The organism is Pseudomonas sp. D5(2026), assembly GCF_057766845.1.
The window spans coordinates 912,109-932,631 of sequence record NZ_CM173421.1 but is presented as its reverse complement, the minus strand read 5'-3'; the positions used below and the strand labels follow the sequence as shown (position 1 = coordinate 932,631).

The 20,523-nt window shown below is 62.4% G+C and carries 19 protein-coding genes; 9 read left to right on the top strand and 10 right to left on the bottom strand.

All coding sequences use genetic code 11. The annotated features are described in order from the left end of the window. The first annotated feature begins 136 nt into the window (after positions 1-136). Positions 137-865 (top strand): phosphatase PAP2 family protein, encoded by a 729-nt coding sequence (locus AC3B5Q_RS04335; RefSeq protein ID WP_021781815.1) that lies wholly within the window; start codon positions 137-139, stop codon positions 863-865. A 47-nt stretch (positions 866-912) separates the two neighbouring features. Here AC3B5Q_RS04335 and AC3B5Q_RS04330 read toward each other — a convergent pair whose 3' ends face one another. Beyond that, positions 913-1,833 (bottom strand): iron-sulfur-binding ferredoxin reductase, encoded by a 921-nt coding sequence (locus tag AC3B5Q_RS04330; protein ID WP_028697411.1) that lies wholly within the window; start codon positions 1,831-1,833, stop codon positions 913-915. Positions 1,834-2,082: 249 nt separating this feature from the next. Here AC3B5Q_RS04330 and AC3B5Q_RS04325 point away from each other — a divergent pair, with 249 nt between their 5' ends. Next, positions 2,083-3,606: a fumarate hydratase gene (locus AC3B5Q_RS04325; protein ID WP_003255232.1), complete on the top strand. Its 1,524-nt coding sequence runs from the start codon at positions 2,083-2,085 to the stop codon at positions 3,604-3,606. A 121-nt stretch (positions 3,607-3,727) separates the two neighbouring features. Here the strand turns inward: AC3B5Q_RS04325 and AC3B5Q_RS04320 are convergent, their stop codons facing one another. Continuing rightward, a complete protein-coding gene (locus AC3B5Q_RS04320) occupies positions 3,728-4,600 on the bottom strand; it encodes a carbon-nitrogen hydrolase family protein (RefSeq protein ID WP_330508957.1) in 873 nt (290 codons plus the stop codon). Then, entirely contained in the window at positions 4,597-5,187 is a 591-nt protein-coding gene (locus AC3B5Q_RS04315) for a GNAT family N-acetyltransferase (RefSeq protein WP_003255235.1), read from the bottom strand. Before AC3B5Q_RS04315 ends, AC3B5Q_RS04320 begins: the two co-directional genes overlap by 4 nt. 115 nt (positions 5,188-5,302) lie before the next feature. Here AC3B5Q_RS04315 and AC3B5Q_RS04310 point away from each other — a divergent pair, with 115 nt between their 5' ends. After that, positions 5,303-5,701: a nuclear transport factor 2 family protein gene (locus AC3B5Q_RS04310; RefSeq protein ID WP_274103355.1), complete on the top strand. Its 399-nt coding sequence runs from the start codon at positions 5,303-5,305 to the stop codon at positions 5,699-5,701. 30 nt (positions 5,702-5,731) lie between these two features. On the opposite strand, the gene AC3B5Q_RS04305 is transcribed toward AC3B5Q_RS04310, so the two are convergent. From AC3B5Q_RS04305 to AC3B5Q_RS04275, 7 genes are all read right to left on the bottom strand, one after another. After that, positions 5,732-6,310, bottom strand: coding sequence for a DJ-1/PfpI family protein (locus AC3B5Q_RS04305; RefSeq protein WP_252460157.1), 579 nt, complete (start codon positions 6,308-6,310; stop codon positions 5,732-5,734). 51 nt (positions 6,311-6,361) lie between these two features. Beyond that, positions 6,362-7,519, bottom strand: coding sequence for a phospholipase D-like domain-containing protein (locus AC3B5Q_RS04300; RefSeq protein ID WP_021781810.1), 1,158 nt, complete (start codon positions 7,517-7,519; stop codon positions 6,362-6,364). A gap of 1 nt (position 7,520) precedes the next feature. After that, on the bottom strand, positions 7,521-8,102 hold the full coding sequence (locus AC3B5Q_RS04295) for a YceI family protein (RefSeq protein ID WP_021781809.1): 582 nt from the start codon (positions 8,100-8,102) through the stop codon (positions 7,521-7,523). 44 nt (positions 8,103-8,146) lie between these two features. Further along, positions 8,147-8,443 carry an amidase gene (locus AC3B5Q_RS04290; RefSeq protein ID WP_274103359.1) on the bottom strand — a complete coding sequence of 99 codons (297 nt, stop codon included), beginning with the start codon at positions 8,441-8,443 and terminating at the stop codon, positions 8,147-8,149. After that, a complete protein-coding gene (locus AC3B5Q_RS04285) occupies positions 8,440-9,519 on the bottom strand; it encodes a serine hydrolase domain-containing protein (protein ID WP_274103361.1) in 1,080 nt (359 codons plus the stop codon). The genes AC3B5Q_RS04290 and AC3B5Q_RS04285 overlap by 4 nt, the downstream gene beginning before the upstream one ends. Positions 9,520-9,627: 108 nt before the next feature. Then, complete coding sequence (locus AC3B5Q_RS04280) at positions 9,628-10,188, bottom strand: response regulator transcription factor (RefSeq protein ID WP_003255244.1); 561 nt, start codon at positions 10,186-10,188, stop codon at positions 9,628-9,630. Further along, positions 10,188-11,444 carry an ATP-binding protein gene (locus tag AC3B5Q_RS04275; protein ID WP_021781806.1) on the bottom strand — a complete coding sequence of 419 codons (1,257 nt, stop codon included), beginning with the start codon at positions 11,442-11,444 and terminating at the stop codon, positions 10,188-10,190. The genes AC3B5Q_RS04280 and AC3B5Q_RS04275 overlap by 1 nt, the downstream gene beginning before the upstream one ends. Before the next feature lie 202 nt (positions 11,445-11,646). Here AC3B5Q_RS04275 and AC3B5Q_RS04270 point away from each other — a divergent pair, with 202 nt between their 5' ends. From AC3B5Q_RS04270 to AC3B5Q_RS04245, 6 genes are all read left to right on the top strand, one after another. Further along, positions 11,647-12,363 carry an SIMPL domain-containing protein gene (locus tag AC3B5Q_RS04270; RefSeq protein WP_021781805.1) on the top strand — a complete coding sequence of 239 codons (717 nt, stop codon included), beginning with the start codon at positions 11,647-11,649 and terminating at the stop codon, positions 12,361-12,363. A 388-nt stretch (positions 12,364-12,751) separates the two neighbouring features. After that, positions 12,752-14,377: an ABC transporter substrate-binding protein gene (locus AC3B5Q_RS04265; protein WP_275966927.1), complete on the top strand. Its 1,626-nt coding sequence runs from the start codon at positions 12,752-12,754 to the stop codon at positions 14,375-14,377. A gap of 144 nt (positions 14,378-14,521) precedes the next feature. Further along, on the top strand, positions 14,522-16,114 hold the full coding sequence (locus AC3B5Q_RS04260; RefSeq protein WP_103463225.1) for an ABC transporter substrate-binding protein: 1,593 nt from the start codon (positions 14,522-14,524) through the stop codon (positions 16,112-16,114). Between the two features lie 228 nt (positions 16,115-16,342). Further along, a complete protein-coding gene (locus AC3B5Q_RS04255) occupies positions 16,343-17,722 on the top strand; it encodes an OprD family porin (protein WP_488392843.1) in 1,380 nt (459 codons plus the stop codon). Between the two features lie 78 nt (positions 17,723-17,800). Beyond that, positions 17,801-19,411, top strand: coding sequence for an ABC transporter substrate-binding protein (locus tag AC3B5Q_RS04250; protein ID WP_275966926.1), 1,611 nt, complete (start codon positions 17,801-17,803; stop codon positions 19,409-19,411). Between the two features lie 91 nt (positions 19,412-19,502). After that, positions 19,503-20,513 (top strand): ABC transporter permease subunit, encoded by a 1,011-nt coding sequence (locus tag AC3B5Q_RS04245; protein ID WP_021781800.1) that lies wholly within the window; start codon positions 19,503-19,505, stop codon positions 20,511-20,513. The last annotated feature ends 10 nt before the right edge of the window (positions 20,514-20,523 follow it).

Below are 20,523 nucleotides of genomic sequence, written 5' to 3'. Positions count from 1 at the left end.
GCTTAAGGCCAATGCCTGCACGGTGCCAGCCCTTGGGAAAATTCACCCCACTTGACAGTTTTTTCACTGATCCTTCACGGACACAGGATAGCGGGCGGCCGAAAATACCCGCTCTTTTTCGCGCCCTGGAGCCGTCATGCAGCAACGCACCCGCCCTCGCCCGATCAACTACTGGCTGTACCTGGGGATTCCCCTGGCGACTGCGCTGGCCCTGATCCTGCTGGAACTGACTTCAGTCGACATGGATGTCGCCAACCTGTTCTTCGACCCCGCTGCCGGGCAGTTCATTGGCCGCCACAGTTACGTGTTGGAAAACATCCTGCATGACCGGGTCAAGCAAGTGGTGATCCTGTTGGGGGTGATATCGCTGCTGACCTTTGCCGCGAGCCTTTTCTGGAAGCGCCTGTTTGGCTGGCGCCGTGAACTAGGCTGCCTGGTGCTGGCGCTGGGCTTGTCCACAGCGTTTGTCACGCCGCTGAAAAAAGTCACCCAGGTGCAGTGCCCTTGGAGCCTGACCCAGTTTGGCGGCACCGAAACGTACAGCAAGCTGCTGGAACCACGGCCGCCTACCAACAAGCCTGGGCTGTGCTGGCCGGGCGGGCATGCCGCGACCGGGTTCTGCCTGTTCGCCTTGTTCTTCATGCTGCGTGATCGCAAGCCGCGCCTGGCGCGGGTGGCGTTTTTAGTAGCCCTGGTAGCAGGGTCGATACTGTCGGTGGGCAGGATGATGCAGGGGGCGCACTTCCTGTCGCACAATGTGTGGACAGCAGTGTTCTGCTGGTTGATCGGACTGGGGTCGTATTACCTGGTTCTCTATCGGCGGGCGCAGGCCGAGGTGCCCGTCGCCGAGCACAGCGCCGCATGAAAGAGGGAGGGGCCGCTTTGCGGTCCCTTCGCATCACAAGGCTGCCCTCAGGCATGCTCGACGAACACATCAGCAAACACCTGCCCCCGCGGCACGCCTGCGATGAACATCCGCCGGGCAAACCGCTCGACACTCCCAGGCGCCCCACACAGCAGCACCACCGTCTGCCGCGACAACAGCCGCATCCCGGCCAACGCTTCATCCATCTGTTCCACCAGCACCAACTCGACACTCACCCCTGGCAGCTTCAGCAGCGGCTCCGCCAGATAGTGCCCCGCCGGATCCCGCGCTACATGCAGCACGCGGATTTCGCCCCGATGCCCCAGGCGCAACGCTTCGCGCAAGATACCCCAGAGCGGCGCCAGCCCGGTTCCCGCGGCCAGCAACCACAGCGGCCGCTCCTGCCAATCAGGGTCGTAATGAAGGGCTCCGCCTCTGAACTCACCCAAATGCATCTGATCGCCCACCTGCAGCCCACGCGCCCTGTCGCAAAAGGCACCAGGTCGCTGGCAATCGATATGAAACTCGAGAACATCATCCTCACCCGGCAGGCTGGCCAGGGAATAAGGCCGAGCAACCGCCTCCAGCCACAGCACCACATGCTGCCCCGCCTGGTAACGCACCGCCCGCGCGGGCCGCACCCGCAGGCGCAATACATCGCCAAACCAGTCCAAAGCGCAGACCTGCGCCGGTACGCCACCCTGCCGGGGGTCGTATAGCGCCACACGCAGGTCCTCGACCACCCGGCACTGGCATGCCAGGCGCCAGCCCTGAGCGTGTTTCTCCAACGCCAATGCCTCGGGCAAAGCGTCCGCCGGTTGCCCATCCAGGCAGTGCACCAGACAAGCGTGGCAACTGCCGGCGCGGCAACTGTAGGGCACATTCAGCCCCGCCTCGTTGAGGGCATCGAGCAGGTTGCTGCCAATGGGCACCACCCAGCGGCGCTCGCCCACGCAAATTTCGGGCATGTTCGGTACATCTCCTGCTATCCAAGGCTCACTGTAAGCCAAGCAGAGCACACCAGCAAAATAGATGCCGGCACGCTGCCGACCATGGTCCAGACCGGCCGCAGGTGTGCCGGGCACGGATGCGCGCTATACTGCCGCGCCTTTTTCCGTCGGCCTGACCTGCCGGCGCCTTGCAAGGCGTTTCGACGTGCTGGTCGGCTATGTCGAGCGTCTTTTTGAATGTTCCCGTCTTTAAGAGGAGCGCGCTGCATGACCGTGATCAAGCAAGACGACCTGATTCAGAGCGTCGCCGACGCCCTGCAATTCATCTCGTACTACCACCCCGTCGATTTCATCCAGGCCATGCACGAGGCCTATCTGCGTGAGGAGTCGCCTGCTGCACGCGACTCCATCGCCCAGATCCTGATCAACTCGCGCATGTGCGCCACCGGCCATCGTCCAATCTGCCAGGACACCGGTATCGTCACCGTGTTCATCCGCGTGGGCATGGACGTGCGCTGGGACGGCGCCACCATGAGCGTCGACGACATGATCAACGAAGGTGTGCGTCGCGCCTACAACCTGCCTGAGAACGTCCTGCGCGCTTCGATCCTGGCCGACCCAGCCGGTGCCCGCAAGAACACCAAGGACAACACCCCGGCAGTGATCCACTACTCCATCGTCCCTGGCGACAAGGTCGAAGTGGATGTTGCAGCCAAGGGCGGCGGCTCGGAAAACAAGTCGAAGATGGCCATGCTCAATCCGTCCGACTCGATCGTCGACTGGGTACTGAAGACCGTGCCGACCATGGGTGCTGGCTGGTGCCCGCCCGGCATGCTCGGCATCGGCATCGGCGGTACCGCCGAGAAGGCCGCGGTCATGGCCAAGGAAGTGTTGATGGAGTCCATCGACATTCACGAACTGAAAGCCCGTGGCCCACAGAACCGCCTGGAAGAAATCCGCCTGGAGCTGTTCGACAAGGTCAACCAGCTGGGCATCGGCGCTCAAGGCCTGGGTGGCCTGACCACTGTGCTCGACGTCAAGATCATGGACTACCCGACCCACGCGGCGTCCTTGCCGGTGTGCATGATCCCCAACTGCGCCGCTACTCGCCACGCCCACTTCGTGCTCGATGGCACCGGCCCGGCAGAACTGGAAGCGCCGTCGCTGGACGCCTACCCGGAAATCGTCTGGGAAGCCGGCCCGAGCGCCCGTCGCGTCAACCTCGACGACATTACCCCGGAAGAAGTTGCCAGCTGGAAGCCGGGCGAAACCATCCTGCTCAACGGCAAGATGCTGACTGGCCGCGATGCCGCGCACAAGCGCATGGTTGAAATGCTCAACCGTGGCGAAGAGCTGCCGGTAGACCTGAAAGGCCGCTTCATCTACTACGTAGGCCCGGTCGATCCGGTGGGTGACGAAGTGGTAGGCCCAGCCGGCCCGACCACTGCTACCCGCATGGACAAGTTCACCCGCCAGATCCTTGAGCAGACTGGCCTGCTGGGCATGATCGGCAAGTCCGAGCGTGGCCCGACCGCCATCGAAGCGATCAAGGACAACAAGGCTGTGTACCTGATGGCCGTTGGCGGCGCTGCCTACCTGGTAGCCCAGGCCATCCGCAAGTCGAAGGTGCTGGCCTTCGCCGAGCTGGGCATGGAGGCGATCTACGAGTTCGAAGTCAAGGACATGCCGGTGACCGTCGCCGTGGACAGCAACGGCGAGTCGGTACACATCACTGGCCCTGCCCTGTGGCAGAGCAAGATTGCCGAAAGCCTGGCCGTAGAAGTGAAGTAACCTGATGTAACTGTGGCGCCTGCTTCGCGGGCAAGCCCGCTCCCACAAGTTCAGCGCAAGCCAGAAGGCTACGCGTTTGACTGTGGGAGCGGGCTTGCCCGCGAAGAGGCCGCCACTGTCATCACAGGACTCTCTCGAACTGCTCCGGCCAGTCCCGCCAGGTAAACACCTGCCCTTCCTGCCTCACCCGCCGTACTTCCTCCAAATCCACCTCACACACCAGCCACTGGCTGCAGTCCGGGTTCAACTGCTCACTCAACGCCAGCACCCCATCCCCTGGCATCCCGTGATCCGGCGGCACGAACAGGCCTGCCCGACCAATATTCTCGTCCAATGCCGGCGACCACGGCGCCACCCCCACCGTAGGGCTCTGCAACACGGCAATCTGGTTCTCCAGAGCGCGCGCCTGGGCGCCAATACGCACCCGGTGGTAACCGGCTTCGGTATCGGTACAACTCGGCGCCAGAATCAGGTCGGCACCACACTCGGCCAGGCGGCGGGCCAGCATCGGGAACTCGTTGTCGTAGCAGATCAGAATGCCCAGCCGCCCCAGTTCGGTTTCGAAGACCTGCAACCCCTGGCCTGCAGCAATGTCCCATTGCTCGCGCTCGAAGCGGGTCATCATCAGTTTGTCCTGATAACCCAGCACACCTTGGGGGCCGAACAGCCAGGCACGGTTGCGGTAGCGCCCATCGCTGTCCAGCACCGGCACACTGCCCGGTTGCAGGTAGATCCCCCAGCGCCGGGCAAGGCTCTCGCACAACGCTTTCCAGGGTTCGATCAGCGGCTGGATGCCGGCAATCGAAGCCTTCAGGTCTTCCCGCTGCCCGGCATTCAGCTGGCCGCTCAGCACCAGCCCGGCGTACTCCGGCAACAGCAGCAAGCGTGCCCCTGCCTCCACCGCTTCGGCGCACAGGCCTTGCAGGTGGTCGGCGTAGGCGTCCCACGTCTCATGCAGCTCGATGGCGTACTGGCAGGCCGCCAGGCGGATCATATCGGCAGTGCCTTGAGCCAGAATGACATCAGCTTGTCAGAGCTTTCCTGCTCGTCCAGGTCGCGCCAGGCGTAGGTGGTGCGCAGCGACGGGTCGTGCAGGAAGCCGCGGTTGCGCCAGAAGCCGTGCAGGGGTTTGTACTCTGCTGGTCGTCGCGGGTGTGCACCAGGCCGTTCGACCGCGCAGAACGCGCAATAATCGAACTCGGCCAGTTTGTGTGCGTAGGACTCGCGCTCGATGAAGAAGCGAACCCCCAGGCCCTGACCGCGGTATGCCGGCAACACCAGCGACTCACCGAAGTAGTACACACTGGCCGGGTCGCGCCCCTGGGCCAGGAATGGCTGCTGGAATTCGGGCGCGACGTCCACCAGCGGCAGGCCGGTAGAAGCGCCGACCACTTTGCCGTCGTCCAGCGCCAGCACAACCAGGCTGCGCCCGGAGCGGGCATAGTTGGCCAGGTAGTCGGCCTCGTACTCCGGGGTGCCGTCGTAAAGGTAGGGGAACTCGCGGAACACAGTAAGGCGCAGGCGAGCGAGGTCATCGATGTAAGGCGCGATAGCGGCACCGTGCAACAGGCGTATTTCCATGTTTGGCGGTCGTTTTGTCGATGTGGATGACGCGCTCGGCTAAGCCGGGCTTGAGGGGAAACCCTATCATCCGAGTTAGCGACCCGCCTTTTCCCTACACGACAGGAATTGTTCCATGACCGCAACCGAACTGGTAAATGCTTACTACGCCGCCTTCAACGCGGGTGACATGCCAGGCTTTCTGGCGCTGCTCAGCGAAGACGTGATCCACGACATCAACCAGGGCGAGCGTCAGATGGGCAAGGCCAGGTTCGCCGCGTTCATGGAAAAGATGAACCGCTGCTACCGCGAGCGCCTGGCCGACATCGTGGTGATGCAGAACGCCGATGGCAGCCGCGCGGCGGCGGAGTTCACCGTGCATGGCGAATACCTGGCCGATGACGAAGGGTTGCCGACGGCAAACGGGCAGACCTATGTGCTGCCGGCGGGGGCGTTCTTCTATATTCACTGTGGCAAGATTGCCCGGGTGACCAACTACTACAACCTCAATGACTGGGTTGAGCAGGTTGCCTGAAGCAACCCGCTCTGAACTCAACCAAGCCTGTCAGACAATACGCGTGCCCAGTACTTGAAGGAACGCCGCCAGCCAGGCCGGGTGCGCTGGCCATGCCGGTGCGGTCACCAGGTTGCCATCCACATGCGCCTGGTCCACCGCGATGTCGATGAACGTGCCACCCGCCAGGCGCACTTCTGGCGCACATGCCGGGTACGCGCTGCATTCACGCCCATCCAGCACCCCAGCTGCCGCCAGCAACTGGGCACCATGGCATACCGCTGCAATCGGCTTGCCGGCCTGGTCGAACGCACGCACCAGCTCCAGCACCTTTTCATTCAGGCGCAGGTATTCCGGCGCGCGACCACCCGGAATCAGCAGCGCGTCATAACTCTCGGGCCGCACCCGCACGAAGTCATAGTTCAGGGCAAAATTGTGCCCGGGCTTTTCGCTGTAGGTCTGTTCACCCTCGAAGTCATGAATCGCGGTACGCACAGTCTGCCCCGCCAGCTTCTCCGGGCACACCGCATGCACCGTGTGGCCTACCATGCTCAGGGCCTGGAACGGCACCATCGCTTCGTAATCCTCGACGTAGTCGCCCACCAGCATGAGAATTTTCTTCGCCGTCATCTTGCCCACTCCTTCGGTTAACCGTGAATAGTCACTGCACGATAGCCGCTGTCAGTCACGGCGGTCGAGGAAGTTGACCACCAAACGATCCAGCCAGCCCCAGATCCGTTGCTTGACCCTGCGCCACAAAGGGCGCGCATGCCAGTGAGCGAGGTCGACTTCTTCGCTCAGGGCGAAGTCGCGCTCGAAGCTGGCCACCACCGCCGCTGTCAACGGCGGGTCCAGCGCCTCGATGTTGGCTTCAAGGTTGAAGCGCAAGTTCCAGTGGTCGAAGTTGCACGAACCGACGCTGACCCAGTCGTCCACCACAGCCATCTTCAGGTGCAGGAAGCACGGCTGGTACTCGAAAATCCGTACGCCCGCGCGTAACAGCCGCGGGTAGTAACGATGCCCGGCGTAGCGTACCGAGGGGTGATCGGTGCGCGGACCGGTCAACAACAGCCGCACGTCCAGGCCCTTGCTGGCAGCCCGACGCAACGAGCGGCGCACGCTCCAGGTCGGCAAGAAGTACGGCGTGGCCAGCCATACCCGTTTCTTGCCGCTGTTCAGTGCCCGTACCAGCGCGTGCAGGATGTCCTGGTGCTGGCGGGCGTCGGCATAAGCGACCCGGCCCATGCCCTGCCCCTGCGCAGGCACCTTGGGCAGACGCGGCAGGCCAAAGCCTTCAGCAGGGCGCCAGGCGGTGCGGCGAGTGTTGGCGTGCCACTGACGGTCGAACAGCAACTGCCAGTCGCTCACCACCGGCCCCTGCATCTGCACCATCACTTCGTGCCATTCGCTGGTCGCCTCACCCGGCTTCCAGAACTCGTCGGTAACGCCCGTCCCCCCCACCACGGCCCAACGTTCGTCCACCAGTAGCAATTTGCGATGATCACGGTACAGGTTACGCAGGCCACGCTTCCAGCGCAGGCGGTTATACCAGCGCAAGTACACGCCAGCGTCCAGCAGGCGCTGACGCAACGCACTGTTGAAGGCCAATGCACCGTAGTCATCAAACAGGCAGCGCACCCGTACGCCACGTCGGGCAGCCTGCTCCAGCGCGTCCACCACCGCCTCGGCACAGGCGCCGGCCTCGACCAGGTACAGTTCCAGGTCAACCTGGAACTCGGCCCGCATGATCGCCAGGAGCATGCGCGGAAAGAACGCGGGGCCATCGATAAGCAGTTCGAACTGGTTGCCATCCCGCCAGGGGAAGACCGGCCCCGCCATGTCAGCGCGCAGTGAAGATCAGCACCGCGCTAACCGGCACCGACGGGTTGATGGACTTCAACCTGGCAAACTTGCGCAGGCTTTCCAGGCCCGGCATCAAGCCGAAATCTTCGGCGCGCAGCACCAGGGGCTCAAGGGTCACCACCTGGAAACGCCGCGCATCCAGGCGGGTGGCCAGCAACAAAACATTGTAGCGGTGCGACTGGCCATGCAGGGTGACCGTCAGCGGCAGGCGCAACTCGATCTGTGCACCATCGGCCAGGTCATTGATCGGCTGCAGGTCGATCTGCGTCTTCACTGTGGCCTCGGCGAAGCGCTCGACCTCGAACAGGTTGTCGCGCATTTGCTCGTCACGCAGCGGAATACCGCTGCTTACCGAGTCCATCTCGATCCTCAACCCGGCCACACCCTTGCGGTCGACCGTGCCGTGCAGCACCAGAAAACGATGCACTTCGGCGGTATTGCCATTCTTGCCGGTAATAAACGACAGCCGTGAAGATTCGCCATCCAGGTGCCAATTGGCATGAGCGGGCAGGCACAAAGCCAGCAACAAGGCAGGCAGCAGGCGGGGCAGCTTGAACATGACAGATCTCGTGAAACCAGGCCGCCAACCTTACCCGCCTGCATTCATGGCAGCAAGCGGCAGCCCTCACGCGCGCCTTGCCAGGCCGCCTGGCTGCGCCGCCCCAGGCCTTCAGCGGTGACTTTCCGCTGCTGGCTGTTTTCCTCCAGCAGGCTCAATGGCAGCCACTGCTTCACATACCCTCGGCAGTACGCCTCGTCAAAGCCCATGACAAAGCGGCAGGAACAGTATTCCTTGGCCGAGTAGGCCGGCAGTATGCCGGGGAAGTCCGCCAGCGCCTGGCGTTCTTGCCAGGCCCAATACAGGAGCCCTGCCAGGACCAGCAGCAATAGCCGCTTCATGCCCCCTCCCCGGCCAGTGCCGCCAGCACCCGCTTGAGCAGTTCATCGTGTCGGTAGCTGCTGTCGCGGTCATCGGCGTAGCGCACGATCACCAGCTTTTGTTCAGGCAGCACATATAACGCCTGCCCCCAGTGGCCAAGGGCGGCGAAGGTGTCTGCGGGTGCGCTGGGCCAAGGCCGTTCGGCGCCAGCCAGCGGCTGGTTGAGCCACCAGTGGCCACCGGGGGTGGCCTCGCCAGGCAGCGCTTGGGCCTGGGCAAACGGGGTACGGTTGAAGGCTACCCAGGCTTTGGGCAGCAATTGTCGGCCCTGCCAGCGCCCGTCGCGTTGCATCAACAGGCCGATACGGGCCAAATCGCGGGCACTTAGGTACAGATAAGAAGAGCCTACGTAGGTGCCTGCCCGGTCTCGCTCCCATACCGCACTGCCGATACCCAACGGGGTGAACAGTGCGTCCCAGGGATAGTCGGGGTACTGCCCGGCATCGAGCATGCCGCGCAGCGCTGCGGCCAGCAGGTTGCTGTCGCCGCTGGAGTAGAGGAATCGCTGACCGGGGCTGGCAGCGGTACCCCGCGCTGCCGTATAGGCTGCCATGTCTGCGCGGCCACGGGTATACAGCATGGCCACCACCGAGGATTTCAGCGGTGCATATTCATAGTCTTCCTGCCAGTCGAGGCCACTGGCCCAGTGCAGCAGGTCGGCCATACGCACACCGGGGTGGGCGCGCATGGGTGGATAGAAGCGGCTGACCAGGTCTTGCATCTGGAAGCGGCCTTCGCCCTGGGCCACGCCCATTATCGTGGCCAGTACGCTCTTGCTTACCGACCAGGTCAGGTGCGCGGTGTCGGCACAGGTGGGCGCTGTGTAGCGCTCGTGGAGGATACGACCGTCGCGGATGACCAGCAGAGCGTCGGTGCGGATGCCGTTGCGCTCTGAGGGAGAGCGTGCGGGAAAGGCGTAAGCGTCGACGGCCCGCCAGTCAAGGGTGGCAGGGTCGTTCTGCCACTGCGGGTCAGGCCAGTCCTCAGCCTTGACGCTACCTGCAATCATCGCAAGGAGGACCAACAGTACCTTCATCGTGCTCGCCCTGATTGGGGCTGCCTTGCAGCCCTTCGCGGGCAAGCCCGCTCTCACAGTTGCAGGAGCGGATGCCCCCGCGAACAGGCCAACATCATCAATAGAGCATCAGCGCCGAACCGGCCGCTTCTGCAACTTGCGCTGCAGCGTCCGCCGGTGCATGCCCAGCGCCCGTGCGGTCGCCGAGATGTTGCCTTCATGCTCGTTCAGCACGCGCTGGATGTGTTCCCACTGCAGGCGATCGACCGACATCGGGTTTTCCGGCACCAGGGTATCCAGGTCGGTGTGCTCCGACAGCAGTGCTGCCAACACGTCATCGGCGTCAGCCGGCTTGCACAGGTAGTTGCAGGCACCGCGCTTGACCGCCTCCACTGCGGTGGCAATGCTCGAGTAACCGGTCAGGATCACCACGCGCATTTCCGGGTCCAGTTCCAGCAACTTGGGCAGCAACACCAGGCCGGAATCGCCATCCATTTTAAGGTCCAGCGTGGCGTAGTCAGGCAGGTCCTGCTGGGCCAGAATCAAGCCTTCTTCGGCAGAACTGGCAGTGCTCACACGGAAACCGCGACGGCTCATGGCCCTGGCCATGACCCGGGTGAAGGTGGCATCGTCATCCACCAGCAGCAGGTGCGGCAGCTCTTCGCTTTCGACCTGGTTTTCTTCGCTCATCATTCATCTCCTCGCTTGCCATAGGGCAGGCGCAGTTCGGTCAGGGTGCCACCCTGTTCATGACTATAGAGTTTCACCGAGCCGCCCGCACGGGTCACGCTGGCCTTGCTCAAGAACAGGCCAAGGCCAAAGCCTTTGCCCTTGGTGGTAATAAAAGGTTTGCCAATGGCTTCGGCAATGGCCGGCGGTACGCCAGGGCCGTGGTCGTGGATACTGATGACAATGTCCTGGGCGTCCCAGTCCAGGCGAACCTCCAGATCATCAGGGCAGGCATCGGCGGCATTGTTCAACAGGTTCAGTAGCGCCTGGGTCAGGTCTGGCGGCGGAGACAGGCGCGGCACTTTGCCGTCGCGCAGGCGCTGGAAGCGGTAGCTGGCTTCCGGGCGCATCAGGTGCCAGCGGTTGAGCGCCTCGTCCAGCCAGGCAGTCACATCCTGCTCCACGATGGCCAGGCGTCGGTTGGCTTCGGCTGCGCGCACCAACTGCTGCAAGGTCTCTTTGCACAGCTTTACCTGGTCCTGGAGGATCTGCAGGTCCTCCTGCAACAGCGGGTCGGTGTGGTCCTGGCGCATTTCGTTGATCAGCACGCTCATGGTCGCCAGCGGCGTACCCAGCTCATGGGCGGCGCCGGCGGCCTGGGTCGCCACTGCCAGCAGTTGCTCGTCGCGCAGGCTCTCTTCACGCCGCTCTGAACGCAGCTGTTCCTGGCGGCGCAGCTCTTCGGCCATGCGCGCGGCAAAGAAGGTGATCACTGCGGCAGCCAAGGCAATGCTCAGCCACATGCCGTAGACCTGCATCTTGTCCCGCGCCATTGGCAGCCCTTCGAGCGGGTAGAACTGCACCAGCAGCAAACTGTAGGCCGTCAGCGCAATACCCGACAGGATCAGCGAATACAGCCACGGCAAGGTCACCGCAGCGATCGCCAGCGGCACCAAGTAATACGACACGAACGGGTTGGTCGAGCCGCCGGAGTAATACAGCAAGGCGCTATGGATCAGCAGGTCACAGGCCAGCTGCAGGGCGTATTCCATTTCGGTGACGGGCAGCGACAGGCGCAGGCGCAGGGCCGTGAAGGCACACAGCAGCGAAGAAAGGGCCAAGGTGCCGGCCAGCGACAGCCAGGGCAACGGCAGCAGTTCGGTCCAGTAGGCAACGCCCACCGAGCCGGCCTGGGCAGCCAGGACCAGGACCCGAATAAGGGTGAGGCGCCAGAGGTTCTGGCGGGTAGCGGACAACGGTTGTACGGCGGCGAGCATGAGCTCTCCTGATGAGTGCTCCAGAAAAATCGGCTGGAGTATACCGAAGCCGGGCGCCTCGCTGCAGCGATGCGGCAAAGCGCCACACTTTGTCACAGGTTCATGATGGCACTTTTGAACCCACTACACTGTTGCCGGTCCGATGGGCCATGCGTGGAATGGAAGTCCAGCCCCCACGCCTTTCAATGCCAAGGAGTATCACATGCAAATCCCACGTCGCGGCGCCGCCCTGATCATGTCTTGTGGCCTGCTCGCCAGCCTGCCGGCACTGGCCGCCGATGAACCGCGTTTCAACCAGGTATCGCTGCGGGCCGAAGTCAGCAAGGAAGTGGCGCGCGACCTGATGGTCGTGACCCTGTACAGCGAAGCGCAGAACAGCGACCCGGGCAAGCTCGCCAAGCAGATCACCGAAACCATGAACAAGGCCGTGCAGCAGTCGCGCCAGGTCAAGGACGTGAAGATCAGCCAGGGCAGCCGCAACAGCTACCCGGTATACGACAGCAAGGGCCAGAAGATCACCGGCTGGCGCGAACGCGCCGAGCTGCGCCTGGAAAGCGCCAACTTCCCGGCCTTGTCCCAGCTTACCGCCGATCTGTTGCAAGAGCTGAAAATGGGCGGCATGGACTTCTCCATCGCACCCGCCACGCGCAAGGCCAGCGAGGATGCACTGCTCAAGGATGCGGTCGATGCCTTCAAGGCTCGCGCGCAACTGGCGACTGAAGCGCTGGGTGGCAAAGGCTACAAAGTGGTCAGCCTGAACCTCAACAGCAGCGGTTACCCGCGCCCGTACTTGCGTAGCGCGCCGATGGCGATGAAGGCCATGGGGGCTGATGAAGCAGCACCCGCGCCGGATATCGAGGCGGGCACCAGTGAAGTGAGCATGAACGCCGATGGCCTGATCGAAGTGCAGATGCCATAAGGCGTCCACGCATCATCTGTGAGAGCGGGTGGGCTCGCGAACTAGACACTGCGGTGGATGGCACGGGCTTCGCCCGTGTTCGCGGGTAAACCCGCTCCTACAGGTGACCGCATCAATTTCACGATTTTCGGAAGTTTCCTACGCACCACATAGGTGCCTTCCTACATTCCTGCCCACCCGAAATATCGCGCAAAACGCCATCATCGCGCCTACGCAAACGTTTAACTTCGCCAAAAGTTATATCGATGCGACATCCATGTACGGACGTTCCACTTTTCTGGCGCCAACTATCCTCCTACCTGTTGCATTGGGAACAGCCCCTGCATAAGTATCCGCAGGTCGGCTCACGAGGCCACCTCATCCAAAAAATGACAACAATGAGGCCACCATGCTCAAACACGCAGTCATTCCGTTCCTGCTGGGTGCAGGCTTGCTCAGCGGCGCACCGTCGGCCGTTGCCGCATCCAACCTGGTGTTCTGCTCCGAAGGCAGCCCGGCCGGCTTCGATCCGGGGCAGTACACCACCGGGACCGACTTCGACGCCTCGGCAGAGACCGTATTCAACCGCCTGACCCAGTTCGAGCGCGGCGGCACTGCGGTCATCCCGGGCCTGGCAACCAAATGGGAGGTGTCCGACGACGGCAAGACCTATACCTTCCACCTGCGCGAAGGGGTGAAGTTCCACACCACCGACTACTTCAAGCCCAGCCGCCCGTTCAACGCCGACGACGTGCTGTTCACCTTCAACCGTATGCTCGACAAGGACAACCCGTTCCGCAAGGCGTACCCCACCGAGTTTCCATACTTCACCGACATGGGCATGGACAAGAACATTGCCAAGGTGGAGAAACTTGACGAGCACACGGTGAGGTTCACCCTCAACGAGGTTGACGCCGCGTTCATCCAGAACCTGGCCATGAGCTTTGCCTCGATCCAGTCCGCCGAATACGCCGACCAGTTGCTCAAGAACGGCAAGGCCGCCGACATCAACCAGAAGCCGATCGGCACCGGCCCGTTCGTGTTCAGCAAGTACCAGAAGGACGCGCAGATCCGCTTCAAGGGCAACAAGGACTACTGGAAGCCCGAGGACGTGAAGATCGACAACCTGATCTTTGCTATCACCACCGACGCCTCGGTGCGCATGCAGAAGCTTAAAAAGAACGAGTGCCAGGTCACCCTGTTCCCACGCCCGGCCGACATCGAGCCGCTAAAAGCCGACAAGAACCTGCAAATGCCGCAGCAGGCCGGTTTCAACCTCGGCTACATCGCCTACAACGTGATGGACAAGATCAAGGGCAGCAACGAGGCCAACCCCATGGCCCAGCTGAAAGTCCGACAGGCGCTGGACATGGCCGTGGACAAGAAAAAGATCATCGAGTCGGTGTACCAAGGCGCCGGCCAGTTGGCGGTCAACGCCATGCCGCCCACGCAGTGGTCCTATGACGACAGCATCAAGGACGCCGCCTTCGACCCCGAGAAAGCCAAGCAACTGCTCAAGGAAGCCGGCATCAAGGAAGGCACCGAAATCACCCTGTGGGCCATGCCCGTGCAACGCCCGTACAACCCCAATGCCAAACTGATGGCCGAAATGCTCCAGGCCGACTGGGCCAAGATCGGTATCAAGGCGAAGATCGTCAGTTATGAATGGGGCGAATACATCAAGCGCTCCAAAGGCGGCGAGCAGGGTGCGATGCTGATTGGCTGGAGCGGTGACAATGGTGACCCGGACAACTGGCTGGGTACCCTCTACGGTTGCGATGCCGTCGATGGCAACAACTTCTCCAAGTGGTGCTACAAGCCCTACGACGACCTGATCAAACAGGCCAAGGCCACGTCCGACCAGGCCAAGCGCACCGAGCTGTACCAAAAGGCGCAGCACATCCTCAAGGAGCAGGTACCGATCACCCCGATCGCCCACTCCACTGTCTACCAACCCATGAGCGCCAAGGTGAAGGACTTCAAGATCAGCCCGTTTGCGCTGAATTCCTTCTACGGCGTAAGCGTGGACAAATAGGCTGACCGTGGCACCCGCTGAGCGGCGGGTGCCCCCTCCTTGCCACCCTTTCATGTCGTCCTGCAGCTATCCGCTGCGGGGTCGGCTAACTGTTGCCGCCATTCGCACCCCAAGGCGGCGCAAACAGATGAAAAAGGAACTGCCATGTGCTTCGCCAAACGCCTTTCGACCCTGCTGGCCCTGGGCCTGATCAGCCAATCCCCGGCCGTTTTGGCTAACAATCTGGTGTTCTGCTCCGAGGGCAGCCCAGCTGGCTTCGACACCGCTCAGTACACCAGCGCCACCGACAACGACGCCGCCGAACCCATCTACAACCGCCTGGTCGAGTTTGAACGTGGCGGTACCGCCGTGCACCCGGCCCTGGCGACCCGCTGGGAGGTGTCCGACGACGGCCTGCGCTACACCTTCCACCTGCGTGAAGGGGTCAAGTTCCACAGCAACAAGGCCTTCAGCCCGAGCCGCGCGTTCAACGCCGACGATGTGCTGTTCACCTTCAACCGCATGCTCGACAAGGGTCATCGGTTCCGTCAGGCCTACCCTACCGAATTCCCCTATTTCATCGGCATGGGCCTGGACAAGAACATCGCCCGCGTCGAGAAGATCGACCCGATGACCGTGGTGTTCACCCTGAACACGGTCGATGCCGCGTTCATCCAGAACCTGGCCATGAGCTTCGCCTCCATCCTCTCCGCTGAATACGCCGAGCAGTTACTGGCCAGTGGACGCCCCAGCGACATCAATCAGCAGCCTATCGGTACCGGGCCGTTCGTGTTCCAGCGCTACCAGAAGGATTCGCAGATCCGCTACAAGGGCAACAAGGACTATTGGGCAGCGAACGAAGTGAAGATCGACAACCTGGTGTTTTCGATCAATACCGACCCCTCGGTGCGCATCCAGAAGCTGCGCCGCAACGAATGCCAGGTCACCCTGCACCCGCGCCCGGCCGACCTGCCGGCGCTCAAGGCCGACAGCACGCTGCAGGTGCTTCAGCAACCAGGCTTCAACCTCGGCTACATCGCCTACAACACCCAGCACCCGCCGTTCGACCGCCTGGAAGTGCGCCAGGCAATGGACATGGCGGTTAACAAGAAAGCCATCATCCAGGCGGTGTATCAGGACGCCGGTCAACTGGCAGTCAATGCCATGCCACCGACCCAGTGGTCCTATGACGACAGCATCCAGGACGCACCGTACGCTCCGGAAAAGGCCAGACAGTTGCTGCTGCAGGCCGGTGTCAAACCTGGCACCGAGATCACCCTGTGGGCCATGCCGGTGCAGCGCCCGTACAACCCCAATGCCAAGCTGATGGCCGAAATGCTCCAAGCCGACTGGAGCAAACTCGGGTTCAAGGTGCGCATCGTCAGCTACGAATGGGGCGAATACCTCAAACGCATGAAAAACGGTGAGCACGACGTCGCCCTGATCGGCTGGACCGGAGACAACGGCGACCCGGACAACTGGCTGGGTACCCTATACAGCTGCGATGCCATCGGCAGCAACAACTACTCGCAGTGGTGCGACCCGCAGTACGACAGCCTGGTCAAGCAGGCCAAGCAGGTGACCGACCGTACCCAGCGCACCGCCCTCTACCAGCAGGCCCAGCAGCGGCTCAAGCAGCAGGTACCGATTACCCCGGTGGCGCATTCCACAGTGAACCAGCCGCTTAGCGTCAAGGTTTCCCAGTTCAAGGTCAGCCCGTTTGGGCGCAATGATTTTTCCGGTGTGAGTGTTGATTAAGCGTTAGCCAGTACCGGCCTCTTCGCGGGCAAGCCCGCTCCCACAGGATCTCGACAGGTTCGGACACTGCGCCCTGCCTGTGGGAGCGGGCTTGCCCGCGAAGAGGCCAGTACGGCCAACACAACACCCCGATTCTGCCCGGTGATCCCGCGGCAACCCTGGCAACACAGCAGCAATCACCCGGCCCACAAGGCCGGCCATAACTAGAAAAGAAAGGGAGCTTTAACCTTGAAAGTATTCACCTTGACCGCACTGGCGTTATCCATCAGTGCCTTTTCCACTGTGGCCCAGGCAGATCCGCAGAGCCAGGACTACCTCCCGCTCACCCTCAAAAGCACAAGCGAGCAAGCGCAAGCCAGCGGCTTCATCGACGGCCAAAGCCTGTCCGGCAGCACCCGCAACTGGTATGCCCGCGAACGCGCCGCACGCGCGCCGCTGTGGAAGTACTACAAGAACGACGGCACCCGCCACGACACCCACAGCCGTGAAAACTGGGTACAGGGCACCATCCTCAACTACAGTTCCGGCTTCACCCAGGGCACCGTGGGCTTCGCCGTCGAGGCCGCCGGCTACAACGCCATCGCCCTGCAGCAGAGCCGCGAAGCCATTGCCGGCCCCAACAACCGCACCCTCACCCACAGCGATGGCGACCCCATCGGCCAGTGGAGCAAACTGGGCCTGGGCAATATCAAGGCGCGTGTGTCCAACACCACCCTTACCCTCGGCCGCCAGTCGGTGGACACGCCGATGATCGCCTACATCGGCAACCGCGCCCTGCCCTCGAGCTTCCAGGGCGCATTCCTGCACAGCGCCGAATTCGACAACATCAGCATCGACCTGGGTACTTTCGACCGCGTCTCGCCACGTACCGAACAGAGCCTCAGCAAGTTCCGCAGCGAGTACAGTGCCACCGGCGTGGAAACCGACCGTGCCAGCACCGCCGGCATCAACTACCAGCCGTTCAAGAGCCTGAGTACCAGCCTGTACGCCACCAAGGTCGACGACTTCTGGAACCAGTACTACTTCGGCGCCAACCATGTGCTCGGCGACAGCGCAGTGCTCAGCCTGAGCACCGGCCTGAACTACTACAAGACCGTCGACGCCGGCAGCCAGAAAATGGGCAAGATCGACAACGACACCTACAGCCTGTCACTGGGCCTGACCCATCAGGCCCACACCCTCAGCGCCTCCTGGCAGCAGGTCAACGGCAACGAGTACTTTGACTACCTGCACGAAACCAACGGCATCTTCCTGGCCAACTCGCTGCTGTCGGACTTCAACGGCCCCAACGAGAAATCGCTGCAGATTTCCTACGTGCTGAACATGGCGCCCTATGGCGTGCCTGGCCTGAAGTTCAACCTGTACAACGCCCGCGGCTGGGGTATCGACGGCACCCACTACCGTGGCACTGCCTACGACGTGAATGGCCTGGATGGCGAAACCCACTATGAGTGGGGTATCGGCACCAGCTATGCGCTGCAGAGCGGGCCGCTGAAAGACACCAGCATCCGTGCCACCTACACCACCCATCGCGCCAGCAAGGCACAGGGCGATGGCAGCCTGGATGAGTTCCGCGTGGTCACCACCATTCCGTTCAACATTCTCTGACCGTCGGCGCCCTGGCCCGTTTCGCTGCGGGCCGGGGCGGCTACGCTGGAACCAATGCAAGCAGGGAGTTTTCAACACATGCACAGAGCTTTCATGAAATCGCGGCCGTTGCGCCTAGCCCTGGTCGCGCTGCTTCTGGGCGGCGCCACGCAACTGGCGGCCAAACCGCTGGTGGTGTGTACAGAAGCCAGCCCGGAAGGGTTCGACGTTGTTCAGTACACCACTGGGGTCACCTTCGATGCCTCGTCCGAAACCCTGTTCAACCGCCTGGTCGACTTCAAGCCCGGCACCACCGATATCCAGCCGGCCCTGGCCGAGCGCTGGGACATTTCAGCCGACGGCCTGACCTACACGTTTCACCTGCGCCACGGGGTGAAGTTCCACAGCACCGAGTACTTCACCCCTACCCGTGAATTCAACGCCGACGATGTGCTGTGGAGCCTGCGCCGCCAGCTCGACCCCGCCCACCCATGGCACGACAAGACCAGCGTCGGCTACCCGTACTTCGAAAGCATGGCCTTCAGGCAGCTGCTCAAGGCGGTGGACAAAACCGACGACCACACGGTGGTGATCACCCTCACCCGCCCGGAAGCGCCGTTCCTGCGGGACATGGCGATGGGGTTCACCTCGATCTACTCCGCCGAATACGGCGACCAGTTGCTCAAGGCCGGCAAGACCGCAGAGCTGAACAGCAAGCCGATCGGCACCGGCCCGTTCATCTTCCAGCGCTACAACAAGGATGCGCAGGTCCGCTTCAAACCTAACCCGGATTACTTTCGCGGCAAGCCGCCAGCCGACGCCCTGATATTCGCCATCGCTACCGATAGCAACGTGCGCCTGCAGAAACTGCGCGCCAACGAGTGCCAGGTGGCGTTGTACCCCAAACCGGAGGACGTGCCTTCGATAAAAGCCGACGCCAACCTCAAGGTCGCAGAGACCGAAGCGTTGGTCACCGGCTATATCGCCATGAATACCCAGCACAAATACCTCAACGACGTGCGCGTACGTAAAGCCATCAACATGGCCTTCGACCGCCAGACCCATGTTGACCAACTGTTTGGCAAAGGCAACGCGCTGGTGGGGGTAAACCCCTACCCACCCACCATGATCGGCTACAACACCCACAACCAGAACCCATCGCGCGACCTCGACAAAGCCCGCGCCCTGCTCAGGCAGGCCGGTGTACCCGAGGGTACGGTAATCACCCTGTTCACCCGCAACGGCGGCGGCATGACCAACCCCAACCCGCGCCTGTCGGCCGAAATGCTGCAAGCCGACCTCAAGCAGATCGGCCTGAAGCTGGATATCCGCGTAATGGAATGGGCCGAGATGCTACGCCGCGCCAAGCAGGGCGAAGCCGACCTGGTGTCAACCGGCTGGGCAGGCGACAACGGCGACCCGGACAATTTCCTTGGCCCGCTGCTCAGTTGCGAGGCGGCCAAGAACGGTGAGAACTACGCGCGCTGGTGCAACTCGAAATTCCAGGAGCTGATCACCCGTGCCCGCGAGGTGATCGACAACGACGAACGCGCAAGGCTCTATAGCGAGGCATTGAAAGTGTACGATGACGACCAACCCTGGATCAGCATGGCCCACCCCAAGGTGTTCACGGCCATGCGTGACAACGTGGAGGGCTACGTGATCAGCCCTCTGACCAACAATAACTTCGCCACGACCAAGGTGAAGTAGAACAACAACGACCGCCGGCACCCCACACGGGGACCGGCGGCACTGCCGTAGCGGGCTGATCGCCCCACGGCCTGATGAGGTAACCCCGACAATGTTGAGTTTTATTGCCCGGCGCCTTGGCCTGCTGATACCGACCTTTTTCGGCATCACCTTGCTGACCTTCGCGCTCATACGCCTGATCCCCGGCGACCCGGTGGAAGTGATGATGGGCGAGCGCAGGGTCGACCCCGAAATGCATGCCCAGGCCATGGAACGCCTGGGCCTGAACAAGCCACTGCCGGTCCAGTACCTGGACTACGTCGGCAAACTTGCCCAGGGTGACCTTGGCGAATCGCTGCGCACCCGCGAAAGCGTGTGGCGCGAGTTCCTCACCCTGTTCCCGGCCACCCTTGAACTGGCCTTCGCCGCCCTGCTGTTCGCCGGCATCGTCGGCCTGCTGGCCGGGGTAATCGCCGCACTCAAGCGCGGTTCATTGTTCGACCACGGTGTCATGGGCATATCACTGGCCGGCTACTCGATGCCGATTTTCTGGTGGGGCCTGATCCTGATCATGTTCTTCTCGGTAAGCCTGGGCTGGACCCCGGTATCCGGGCGCATCAACCTGCTCTACGACATCGAGCCGAAAACCGGCTTCATGCTCATCGATACCCTGCTCAGCGATGAAGAGGGCGCGTTCAAGGACGCAGTGATGCACCTGATCCTGCCGGCCATCGTGCTCGGTACCATCCCGCTGGCAGTGATCGCCCGCATGACCCGCTCGTCGATGCTCGAAGTGCTGCGTGAGGACTACATCCGCACCGCCCGCGCCAAAGGCCTGTCGCCGGCCCGCGTGGTGTTCGTGCACGGCCTGCGCAATGCGCTGATCCCGGTGCTGACCGTGTTCGGCCTGCAGGTCGGCACGCTGCTGGCCGGTGCAGTGCTGACCGAAACCATCTTTTCCTGGCCGGGCATCGGCAAATGGCTGATCGAAGCCATCGGTGCCCGTGACTACCCCGTGGTCCAGAACGGCATCCTGTTGATCGCCTGCCTGGTGATTCTGGTCAACTTCGTCGTGGACATCCTCTACGGCCTGGCCAACCCACGCATCCGTCATCAGCGCTGAGGCCTTTGCC

Bases quoted from the DNA above. Each gene is read 5' to 3' on its own strand.
- AC3B5Q_RS04335 (WP_021781815.1), top strand. From the start codon at position 137: ATGCAGCAACGCACCCGCCCTCGCCCGATCAACTACTGGCTGTACCTG.
- AC3B5Q_RS04270 (WP_021781805.1), top strand. From the start codon at position 11,647: ATGCAAATCCCACGTCGCGGCGCCGCCCTGATCATGTCTTGTGGCCTG.
- AC3B5Q_RS04315 (WP_003255235.1), bottom strand. From the start codon at position 5,187: ATGGAAATACGCCTGTTGCACGGTGCCGCTATCGCGCCTTACATCGAT.
- AC3B5Q_RS04325 (WP_003255232.1), top strand. From the start codon at position 2,083: ATGACCGTGATCAAGCAAGACGACCTGATTCAGAGCGTCGCCGACGCC.
- AC3B5Q_RS04260 (WP_103463225.1), top strand. From the start codon at position 14,522: ATGTGCTTCGCCAAACGCCTTTCGACCCTGCTGGCCCTGGGCCTGATC.
- AC3B5Q_RS04310 (WP_274103355.1), top strand. From the start codon at position 5,303: ATGACCGCAACCGAACTGGTAAATGCTTACTACGCCGCCTTCAACGCG.
- AC3B5Q_RS04295 (WP_021781809.1), bottom strand. From the start codon at position 8,102: ATGTTCAAGCTGCCCCGCCTGCTGCCTGCCTTGTTGCTGGCTTTGTGC.
- AC3B5Q_RS04305 (WP_252460157.1), bottom strand. From the start codon at position 6,310: ATGACGGCGAAGAAAATTCTCATGCTGGTGGGCGACTACGTCGAGGAT.
- AC3B5Q_RS04245 (WP_021781800.1), top strand. From the start codon at position 19,503: ATGTTGAGTTTTATTGCCCGGCGCCTTGGCCTGCTGATACCGACCTTT.
- AC3B5Q_RS04300 (WP_021781810.1), bottom strand. From the start codon at position 7,519: ATGGCGGGGCCGGTCTTCCCCTGGCGGGATGGCAACCAGTTCGAACTG.
- AC3B5Q_RS04265 (WP_275966927.1), top strand. From the start codon at position 12,752: ATGCTCAAACACGCAGTCATTCCGTTCCTGCTGGGTGCAGGCTTGCTC.
- AC3B5Q_RS04275 (WP_021781806.1), bottom strand. From the start codon at position 11,444: ATGCTCGCCGCCGTACAACCGTTGTCCGCTACCCGCCAGAACCTCTGG.
- AC3B5Q_RS04330 (WP_028697411.1), bottom strand. From the start codon at position 1,833: ATGCCCGAAATTTGCGTGGGCGAGCGCCGCTGGGTGGTGCCCATTGGC.
- AC3B5Q_RS04250 (WP_275966926.1), top strand. From the start codon at position 17,801: ATGCACAGAGCTTTCATGAAATCGCGGCCGTTGCGCCTAGCCCTGGTC.
- AC3B5Q_RS04290 (WP_274103359.1), bottom strand. From the start codon at position 8,443: ATGAAGCGGCTATTGCTGCTGGTCCTGGCAGGGCTCCTGTATTGGGCC.
- AC3B5Q_RS04285 (WP_274103361.1), bottom strand. From the start codon at position 9,519: ATGAAGGTACTGTTGGTCCTCCTTGCGATGATTGCAGGTAGCGTCAAG.
- AC3B5Q_RS04280 (WP_003255244.1), bottom strand. From the start codon at position 10,188: ATGAGCGAAGAAAACCAGGTCGAAAGCGAAGAGCTGCCGCACCTGCTG.
- AC3B5Q_RS04320 (WP_330508957.1), bottom strand. From the start codon at position 4,600: ATGATCCGCCTGGCGGCCTGCCAGTACGCCATCGAGCTGCATGAGACG.